At 55.6% G+C, this 9721-nt stretch carries 8 protein-coding genes; 2 read left to right on the top strand and 6 right to left on the bottom strand.

The features are described 5' to 3' along the window. Positions 1-189: 189 nt before the first annotated feature. From yghU to HX778_RS22905, 6 genes are all read right to left on the bottom strand, one after another. The gene (gene yghU / locus HX778_RS22930) at positions 190-1035 is read right to left on the bottom strand and encodes a glutathione-dependent disulfide-bond oxidoreductase (RefSeq protein ID WP_176983152.1); all 846 of its coding nucleotides are present in this window, start codon (positions 1033-1035) and stop codon (positions 190-192) included. 114 nt (positions 1036-1149) lie between these two features. After that, positions 1150-1773, bottom strand: coding sequence for an SDR family oxidoreductase (locus HX778_RS22925; protein WP_176983151.1), 624 nt, complete (start codon positions 1771-1773; stop codon positions 1150-1152). Beyond that, positions 1770-2267 (bottom strand): heme utilization cystosolic carrier protein HutX, encoded by a 498-nt coding sequence (hutX, locus tag HX778_RS22920; protein ID WP_176983150.1) that lies wholly within the window; start codon positions 2265-2267, stop codon positions 1770-1772. Before hutX ends, HX778_RS22925 begins: the two co-directional genes overlap by 4 nt. Next, positions 2264-3610 carry a heme anaerobic degradation radical SAM methyltransferase ChuW/HutW gene (gene hutW, locus HX778_RS22915; RefSeq protein WP_176983149.1) on the bottom strand — a complete coding sequence of 449 codons (1347 nt, stop codon included), beginning with the start codon at positions 3608-3610 and terminating at the stop codon, positions 2264-2266. Before hutW ends, hutX begins: the two co-directional genes overlap by 4 nt. A gap of 29 nt (positions 3611-3639) precedes the next feature. Continuing rightward, positions 3640-4482 (bottom strand): hemin ABC transporter substrate-binding protein, encoded by an 843-nt coding sequence (locus HX778_RS22910; RefSeq protein ID WP_176983148.1) that lies wholly within the window; start codon positions 4480-4482, stop codon positions 3640-3642. Further along, positions 4482-6626 (bottom strand): TonB-dependent siderophore receptor, encoded by a 2145-nt coding sequence (locus HX778_RS22905; protein WP_176983147.1) that lies wholly within the window; start codon positions 6624-6626, stop codon positions 4482-4484. The genes HX778_RS22910 and HX778_RS22905 overlap by 1 nt, the downstream gene beginning before the upstream one ends. 374 nt (positions 6627-7000) lie before the next feature. On the opposite strand from HX778_RS22905, the gene HX778_RS22900 reads away from it, so the two are divergent. After that, positions 7001-8680, top strand: a complete 1680-nt coding sequence (locus HX778_RS22900; RefSeq protein ID WP_176983146.1) for a glycosyltransferase family 39 protein — start codon at positions 7001-7003, stop codon at positions 8678-8680. Positions 8681-8831: 151 nt separating this feature from the next. Further along, positions 8832-9260 carry an acid resistance repetitive basic protein Asr gene (gene asr / locus HX778_RS22895; RefSeq protein ID WP_071842953.1) on the top strand — a complete coding sequence of 143 codons (429 nt, stop codon included), beginning with the start codon at positions 8832-8834 and terminating at the stop codon, positions 9258-9260. The last annotated feature ends 461 nt before the right edge of the window (positions 9261-9721 follow it).

The raw sequence follows: 9721 nt of genomic DNA, 5'->3' as shown, positions 1-9721 counted from the left end.
GGAGGTCTGCCGCTTTAGCGGTCGATTTATTTGGTGGGGAGTCCGGGGTCTCGGGGAAGTGACGGTGACTTCCCCGAGTCGTTCACCGGTTCGGTGGTGACATGTGAACAGGACTGGAAGTGAACGGAATCTTAGCCGAATTTCATGGACGATATTTGTGGCTAAGAGACTTCTTCCAGAGGGTGAGTACTACAATCCTAAATCATCAAAATCTGAAGCATCATGGCGCTCGGCCAGCTGCACATTGCCCCAGGTGCGGTTCACGATGCGGCCGCGTTTAACCGCCGGGCGGTTAGCCACTTCATCGGCCCAGCGGCCAAAGTGCTTATAAGAAGCCACGTCCAGGAACTCGGCGGATTCGTACAGGCCGCCTTTTGCCAGCGCACCGTACCAGGTAAAGATCGCAATATCGGCGATGGTGTATTCATCTCCGGCGATAAAGCGATGATTCTCCAGCTGTTTGTCGAGCACGTCCAGCTGGCGCTTGGCTTCCATCGCAAAGCGGTTGATGGCGTACTCAATTTTGACCGGCGCATAGTGGTAGAAGTGACCGAAACCGCCGCCCAGGTATGGCGCAGAACCCTGCAGCCAGAACAGCCAGTTCAGCGCTTCGGTACGCCCGGCGATGTCCTTCGGCAGGAAGTGGCCGAATTTTTCTGCGAGGTAAAGCAGGATGTTGCCGGACTCAAATACGCGCAGCGGCGGCGTGACGGAATGGTCAAACAGCGCCGGGATTTTGGAGTTTGGGTTTACTTCTACAAAGCCGCTGGAGAACTGATCGCCTTCACCGATACGAATCAGGTGCGCGTCGTATTCTGCCCCGCTGATGCCCAGCGCCAGCAACTCTTCCAGCAGAATAGTCACCTTCTGCCCGTTAGGCGTGCCAAGGGAATAAAGCTGCAGCGGATGCTTGCCGACCGGCAGCGTTTTTTCGTGAGTTGGGCCGGAAACCGGGCGGTTGATGCTGGAGAACTGGCCTGCTTCGGTCTTGTTCCAGGTCCAGACTTTTGGTGGCTGGTAGTTGTGTTCGGACATAGCGTTATCTGCCTTCTTCTCAGGTTAGTTATCTAATGAAACTATCTGGAAGTGTAGCAAGAGGGAAGAGCTGGCCGGGCTATACCGCCAGAAAAGCGAAAGCCCGGCACGGTGTTAAGCCGGTTTCAGCCCCGGTTCAACGAGGCCATAAACCTGGCAGTTCAGGCGGGGGGCTTTTGCCAGTTCGGCCACGTGCGCGGCGACGTCGGCACGCATCACCATGCCGTGAATTTCGGGGGCCTGGCTCAGAACGGCCTTACCGGTTGGCTCGCCGTGAAGCAGGCCGCCGGGGCGAACGATGGCAAAGTCCAGCGTGCTGGTTTGCAGCCAGCTTTCCGCGAGAGATTTTTCCCGCACCGCCTGGCCGAAACCAGCTTTTGCACGATCGGACAAGTAAGCCCAGCTTTCTCCGCAGCCCAAAGAGGTGACCAGCACCATGCGTGAGATCCCGGATTTTTCGGCGCAGTCGATAACGGTGCGGTGCGCCAGGTAATCCTGCGCGCCGCCCATTGTCGAGATGACGGTTGCGTCCTGGCCCGCAAGGCGACAGGCTTCTGTGACCGCGTCTGCATCGCAGGCGTCACCGATAATCACCTGAGCGCCAGCCTCGCGCAGTTTTGCTGCAGCCTCTTCGTTACGCACCAGCGCAACAACGGGGCGGCTTTCCGCCAGCGCCAGCTTCGCGGTTAGCGCGCCTACGCCTTTACCCCCGGCTCCAAAAATTAACCATGGCGTCATGCAATATTTCCCTTAAGTGTCTCTGCCAGCGCCCGGAAAGCCGCGAGCTGGTCTGCCAGTAACTGACGATGATCGTCGCGCCCGATGAAGATTTTCAGCATCGCGCTGCCCGCCTGATTGAAGAACAGAATCGAGGCTGTGTCCATCCCCATAAATTTACGCTCAATCAGCGCGATGTGGGTGCAGTTGCTCGCCTTGATGTGCCCCGTCATGCCTTTCTTGCCGCGCAGGTTGAAGTAGCCGTGGCGGTGGAAGCCGGAAGGCAGCTCGCCGGAAAATTCAATAATCAGGTCGGCGGTATGCACCAGCGTGGTGACGCTGCCCCATTCGGCAACGGTATCCCACACTGTGTCAAATCGCTCGCCGCTGACCAGGGCCAGAGCAGGCAACTGAGTCACTACGTCCAGCAGGGTGACATTATATTGTGCGGCGATGGATTCCAGCGTGCCGTCTGGCTGGGTTTTTAAGTAGTCAGCGAGGGAAACGGAAGTCATAGGGGAGCTCCTTGTGGATTGTTGTCCGTTGTTATTGGGGTATTCAGGGTCGAAATCAGCGTCTGCAGGGACTGGAAGATATTACTGGCCCAGAAGCGGCCTTCGTCGGTCAGGCGCAGGCAGAGAGAGTCATCGCGCGTCAGGCCGGACTCATGCCACTGGGTGAGCAGCGGCTGGAGCAGAGGCGCATCAGCGGTCAATTCATCGAGCGGCACGCGTGCAGTTTCAATCCCGGCCTGCAGCCGATGCCGCCAGCGGTAGCCAGGGTCGGTGGTGCGGGCCATCATCATCAGCGGCTTTTTCCCGGCGGCAACGGCGGTGTGCCAGTTTTCAAGGTTACGCTCAACCATCCAGGAATAGCCGTTGACCGAGCCGCCCGCCCCTGAGCCAAAGGCCAGGCAGTCTGCGCCTTGTTTTATCAGCAGGTTGTAGAGGTTGCGCTCTCGCGTGGTGCGCGCCCAGTGGCTGTTGCTGATGCAGCGCCAGCCCGCGCTGTCCATGAAGTCGCAGCCCTGAAGGTACAGATCCCTGCGTTCTGCCGGTGAAGGTAGCGCAACACGTCCGTTTTCCACGGCTTTACCCAGCGGCGTTTGCGGCAGCAGGTTCAGAGCATAAAGGTCGACTCCGTCGAGGCCGATGTCCCGCGCGATAGACAGATCCTCTGCCCACAGTTGCCGATCCTGACCCGGCAGGCCAAACAGCAGGTCACACACCACGGCGGCGCGATCGCGTTTGCAGAGGTTTTCCATAAAGCGCCGGGCTGTGGGGCCGTCGGACGTACGCGCCATTTTCTTGCGGATTTTGCTGTTAAACGACTGAATGCCGATGGAGAAGCGGTTTGCACCGGCGTCGAGGCAGGCGTCGATGCGCTCATCGTCAAAATTCAGCACCCGGCCTTCAATGGTGATTTCGCAGTCAGGCGCCAGCGGCAGGCTGCGGCGCAGGGCGGTAATGATCCGCGCCAAATCTTTTGCCGAAAGCGCCGAAGGCGTGCCCCCGCCAAAGTAGATGGCGTGAATGGGCGCGGACTGGTGCAGCGGGCTGCTGGCCTCCAGCTCAATTTCCCTGAGCAGCGCGTGGGTGTAACGCTCGCAGTGGTCTTCTTCGTAGCGATTCTGATAAAAACCGCAGAAGGTACAGTGCGTTGCGCAGAAGGGAATATGCAGATAGACCAGCCTTTTGCCGGGAGGCGCTGGGCTGGCAATCACCTGCTGCCAGGTTTGCTCAAGCTGCTCTTTGGCAACGGGTGCAGCGCCGCGCCACGGCATGGTGGCGTGACGATCTTTAAAAGGTTGCCCGCCGGGTTGCGCGAAGTGCGCCTGGAGATCCAGTTCAGGTTTCATGTTCAGCGTCGCTCATTTCGAAGTAATCCTTAATCGTTCTGCCCGGAATCAGGCCAAAACTGGTGATGCAGTAGTTCCACGGCTTCTGCGATACGCGGGCCCATGCCCAGGATCAGCGCCCGATCGATGATGACTATCCGCTTATTTTTCCAGGCAGATGTGTGGGTGATGCCGGGAATGGCCTTCAGTGCGTCAGGGTTGCCCTGCGTCATTTGGGTCGTGGCGACAATCACGTCCGGATTCGCAGCTATCATCGCTTCGGTGCTGTAGCTCTGATACTGGCGATGCCCGGCGATATTGCTGGCTCCCGCCATTTTCAGGATGGTGTCGGCCACGCTGCCCGCGCCGGCAACCTGCGGCAGGCTACCGCCTGCAGAGAGAATAAACATCGCCCTGACGGGATGGGGTTTGAGGGCACTGCTTTTGGCTATGGCCTCCAGCCGTTGGCGCAGGCTGGCAATCAGTGCTTTGCCCTGCTGCGGGCTACCCAGGGCATTAGCAAGTGTTTGAATATTTTCATACATTTGTTCGACCGTGGCGGGAACTCGTGGGAGCAACAGCACGTTCACTTTGGTTTTTTTAAGCTGTTCAAAGACGATGTGTGGGCCAGCGTCCTGCCAGGTGATGAAGCGCTCAGGGCGCAGCGACAATATGGCTTCGCTGCTGAGCTGCATCCACGGGCCGGTGTGCGGCAATTTTTCCGTTTCCGGCGGCCAGGCTGTGGTTTCGTCTACGCCAACTACCTGAGCGCCTGCGCCCAGCGCGTAAACGAGTTCTGTCAGTGAACCTCCGGCAACAACCAGCCGCTCGCCGGCAGCGGTGGAAAATGACGCCGTCAGCGCCAGCAGTACGGCAAAATGACTTTTCTTCATCAGAATTTCCACCCAAAGCCGAGGGCCGTATTGAAGCCCGCTTCCGGAATAGATTCGTGGGCGGTCTGGTAGCGCTTGTTGGTCAGATTATTCAGCGCAAAGTTGACCTGGTACTGGTCGTTGTCACCAAATTCTGCATTTACCGCCAGATTCAGCGTAGCCCAGCCGGGGTAGCGCCTTTCACCGTCGCCGGTATTTTCTTTGGCTCGGGAAGCGGCGCGGATGAAGGCGTCGGAGGTGAGGTTCATGGCGTTGAGCATAAGCGTATGCCTGACCCCAAAGCGGCCGTTAACGGCGGGTTCCCCGGTATCCCAGGTTTTCAACGTGCTGCTCTGATACTGACGACGCAGGAGGTTACCGCTCAGATAAGGGGAGATGGCCCAGCCGTTATACTCGGCGCTGAGCTCTATGCCGTAGGTTTTGGCTCGATTGATATTGTCGTAGTAGCGGTAGTCGGCTCGTGCGCTGCCGCTGTTTCCCTGACAAACGGCTTGCCCTTCGCAGGCCCGCGAAGCGATGTAATCTTTCGCTTCGGAGTAGTATGCCGTGCCGTCCACCAACCACAGATTGCCCTTATAGCGGGCACCGATTTCGTAGTTATTGGAATGTTCAGGGCTCAGGTTCTGGTTGCCATAAGTCAGGCCGCCGCCGGCGGAGGTTTGCATAAATTGCTGTACCAGCGTCGGGAAGACGTAGCCCTGGGCAAAGGCGGCGCGCAGCTCGATATCTTTAAACCCGGAGTAGTTCAGGCTGGTGGCACCCACAAACTGGCTATCGCTGGTCGACTTGTCGCCTTTGGTGCTGCTGGTTGCCACACCGCCTTCAACCGTTTGCGAGCTGCTGTTGATGAGCTTTGAGGCCAGCCAGTATTGCCTGGCTCCCACGGTCCAGGTCCAGTCATCGGCCAGATGCCAGGTGTTCTGAGCAAACAGCGAGGTATTAGTTTGCTCTGATTTATCCTGCGACCGGGTGCGGGTTTCGATATCAAAGAACCCGGTTTTCGCCGTCTGGCGCGTGTAGCCGCTGGAATTCTGGTTCACTTTGTCGTGCTGATACTGCGCCCCAAGCACCAGATCGTTCCCGGCCGGCAGCGAGAAGTTAGTTTGCAGCGTCACGCCCTGGGTGTACTGCTTATCGTGGGTTTGGGTCTGATTTTTTACGCTTAACGCCTGGATGATGGGCGAGGGAATCGGCTGCGTAGTGGCGACTTCATTTTCAAACTGGCGTTCGACGGTCTGGTTATAGGCATCGAGGTGGATTTTTTTCAGGTAGTTTCCGTCGACGTCATAATCGTAAAACAGCCCGATTTTTTCCCGCGTCATTGCCGGGATCCTGACGCTAAAAGTATCGAACTGGTGAGCCGGATCGCTGTACCAGGTTTGCGTGGAGAGGCGGTAGCGGTCGAGAGACAGGCCGATTTTCTGGCGGTCGAAGCTGTAGCCCAGCCACAGGCCCTGGCCGTTATTGCGAAAGTGGGTGTTATCCAGCCGCCCATCTGGCGTTTTTCTGTTGCCCTGATCCGAGTAGCTGCCGTTAATGCGATAGTCGAACTGGCCGATGCTGCCCCAGGCGGCGGCGGATTCCTGCCAGCCTGCCGTTGCCGAGTTCCAGGTGGCTTTTACCAGCCCGCCCAGCGGCTTGTCACCGCCTTTTTTGGTGATGAAATTCACCACCCCGCCGATGGCCTGTGAGCCATAAAGAACGGAGTAGGGGCCTTTAATAACTTCAATTCGCTCCAGGGCGGATTCATCGATAAGCAGGCCCGCGCCGTAGTCCTGGCCGGCGCGCTGCCAGGTGACCTGCTGGCCATCAATCAAAACCAGCACGCGTGACGAGGCTTCCCCGCGGATGCGGATCTGCTTTCGCCCCGCCAATGAATTATCCGTGACTTCTACGCCGGGAATGTCACGCAGATCGTCGGCAATCGAGACGCTGGTTGAGTTCTCAAGCGTTTTTCTGTCCACGACCTGGACGGTGACCGGGCTGTTCCAGAGGTTGGTTTCCGAGCGGCTGGCGCTGACGATGATGGTATCTTCAGGCGCGGTGTTTTCCTGGGCAAATGCAGCGGCGGGAGCGGCAACGGCTCCCGCAACAAACAGAGGTATGGCTGAAAAGGCCGTGTAGGTTTTACGTTTCCCTGGCATAAACTCATCCTTGCGAACGGTAATGATAGTTATTATCGTTCGCCTTTATATCCAGGCCGGTCACGCATATCCACCGTTTAACCTGCTAACCAGATGCAACTTTGATTTTGGTCAAAGTTGCGCGGCGTCTTTGAAAAGAGGGGGCGCGTTCCGTGTCTATGGCAGGATCGATCCTTTTTATGTTTCTAACCTGTTTATTTCATCAACAAACCCGCAAAAAGCTGCCATGAGCCTGGAATGACGCACGCTGTTTATTTTCCGTTGTGTTCCAGGTTTGTAATGTCTTGCGGCAGGGTATGCCTTAATTCCAAATGCCTCCTGGTTAGTTACCGCCAGAAATAATCAGTCAAATCATGTAAAGGAGTGATGTTTTTATGTTGCAGCGCAAGGATGGAAAAGTACTCCTTCTGTTTATTGGTTTTCTGTTTATTTATTTGTTGCCGGGAATATATGGGCATACGCCGTGGAAGCAGGATGAAAATTATACTTTTGGCGTGATTCAAACCATGTATGAAACAGGCAACTGGTTGGTGCCTGTGAATGCCGGTGAGCCTTTTATGGAAAAACCACCGCTTTATTACTGGACGGCCACGCTGATGGTGCATTTATTCTCTGGCGTACTGCCGATGCATGATGCAGCTCGCACCGCAACGTTATTGTTTTCTGTTATTAATTTTTCATTTTTTATTCTGCTGGCGAGGAGAGTATTTCGTAGTGAAAGCCTGACGGATTACCGTATTTGGCTAGCTTTCACCGTGTATGTCAGCGCGCCGGGCATTCTGCGTCACAGCCATGATATGTTCAGCGATACGGCCCTCACTGCCGGTGCAACCGTGGCGCTCTATGGCATTGTAGGACTTATCCGTCAGGAAAAAATAGCCGCCTCGGCCGTATGGGTTTGCGTGGGGACGGTGGTCACCCTGTTATCGAAAGGCGTTTTTATTCCCGGCGTGCTGTGGATAACGCTATTTTTTAGTTCTCTATTTTTCGCGCAATGCCGGACAAAATCCTTTTGGAAGCCTGTTATTCTTGCGGGAGTCGTTTCACTTGCCTTTATTCTTCCCTGGCCGGTGCTGCTTTATATGAAGCATCCGGATCTGTTTATAGTGTGGTTCTGGGAAAATAACATTGGCCGCTTCCTGGGGTTTTCTGTTGCAAAGCTCGGGGCTAAAGCCAATCTGATGCGAGTCCCCGAGGCGATTGTGCTTTTTGCACTGCCGTCCGGCATACTGGCAACGCTATATTTTCTCCGTCACCCTCTTAAGCGCCTGAAGAGTCAGGATGACTTTGCTATTACTCTGTTTCCGCTGCTGGGGATTATTGTTCTGCAGATGTCGGCGAGCAGCCGTGCTTTATATCTGATGCCCTTTGTTGGCCCGCTGGCCATATTGGGCTCTCAGCTGCTGCCGTTAATAAAAGAGAAAACGCTACGTTATTTCTCTTATTTTGCCGCCACGCTCTGGTCAGTCCTGCTGGTGGTGGTGTGGGGCGTCTATCTGCTGAAGATTAGCGGCGATAAAAGAGGGTGGTTGGATCCTCTTGAGCGTTGGCTGCCGACGAGCTACGAGCTGCATTTCTCCTGGCCGCTGTGCCTGTTTGCTCTGGCTATCACTGCGCTGTGGTTTAGCCGCGCGCGTTTATCTGGTGCGCTCAACCCGGCATTGCGTGCCGCCCTGAGTTGGGGATTAGGTGCGGTCTCTGTCTGGAGCGTGGCGTTTACCTTGATGGTCGGCTGGTTCGATTACAGTAAAGGCTACGAAGGCGTCTTTACCGATCTCAAAAGTCACCTTGCCGGGCAGTACCAGGCGCATGACTGTATGGCGTCTTACCGCATTGGTGAATCTGAAGCACCGATGCTCTACTACTTTGCAGGCATTCTGCATCGGCCACAAAAGACCTTCAGCAGGCCTGAGAATTGCCGCTGGCTGATTGTGCTCGGCGATAAGCTACAGCCTGCGCCTGCGGGAATGACATTTTTCTGGGAAGATAATCGTCCCGGTGAGAAGCGTAACAATCTGATGGTTTACCGGGACGTGTCGGGGAATGACGGCTGAAAACAGCCTGGCAGGCCAGCAGCGTGTGTGTTGTACATTTCATTACACGCCGATACCAAACACTCACTGAAGAGTTTATTCGACACGCCTATAGTTCATTTCAACGGCCCCGCAGTGGGGTACACACAAAAACAAATTCGAGGATGTCGAAATGAAAAAAGTATTAGCTCTGGTTGTTGCCGCTGCTATGGGTCTGTCTTCCGCTGCTTTCGCTGCTGACACTACCGCTACCGCACCAGCCGCTGCTCCGGCAACCACCGCCGCTGCACCTGCTGCTAAAGTTCCAGCGGCAAAAGTAACGCACCATAAGAAACACAAAAAAGCTGCCGTTCAGAAAGCTCAGGCCGCTAAAAAGCATCACAAAAAAGCCGCTAAGCCAGCGACCGAGCAGAAAGCTCAGGCTGCCAAAAAGCACCACAAAAAAGCAGTAAAACCTGCGGCAGCACAGAAGGCTCAGGCGGCTAAAAAGCATCATAAAAAAGCAGTAAAACCTGTTGCTCAGAAAGCGCAGGCTGCTAAGAAACACGTGAAAAAACACCATAAAGCTGCAGCAAAACCAGCTGTTCAGCCAGCAGCATAAGTCAGGCGGGGCTACCCCGTTAGCTTGAAGCGTTAACACAAACACCCGGCTTGCCGGGTGTTTCTTTCTGGAGTTCAGATAATGTTGCGACGCTACAGTTTCGAATTAATCCTCACCGCGCTGCTCACCTGCGGCCTGATCACGCTGAATTTTTGGCTTCAGTAGGCTAAATGCTTTTTGGGGTTCGTAAGAACCGCCGCTCTACACATCACTCAAAAAAACCAGGTTAGATCCCCGTTTGGACATTTGTGCAGAGGAGCGCCGTCGCTTTTATTTGGCACTGGAAAGGTGGCTGGAAGAGGGCGATGTTGACGCGGCTGAATAATCGAACTTGTTCGATGGAGAGTCCAGAGTCCAGACGCCAGACTCCAGAAAGCAAAAAACCAGCCCGTAGGCTGGTTTCTTTAAATAGTGGTGCCCGGACTCGGACTAACGCCGAAGGCGTTTGAACAGCGCTTGCG

It is taken from the genome of Cedecea sp. P7760 (assembly GCF_013386425.1).
Taxonomy (GTDB): domain Bacteria; phylum Pseudomonadota; class Gammaproteobacteria; order Enterobacterales; family Enterobacteriaceae; genus Cedecea; species Cedecea selenatireducens.
Note: the sequence above shows the minus strand (reverse complement) of the source record. Positions and strands in the feature narration are given on the sequence as shown.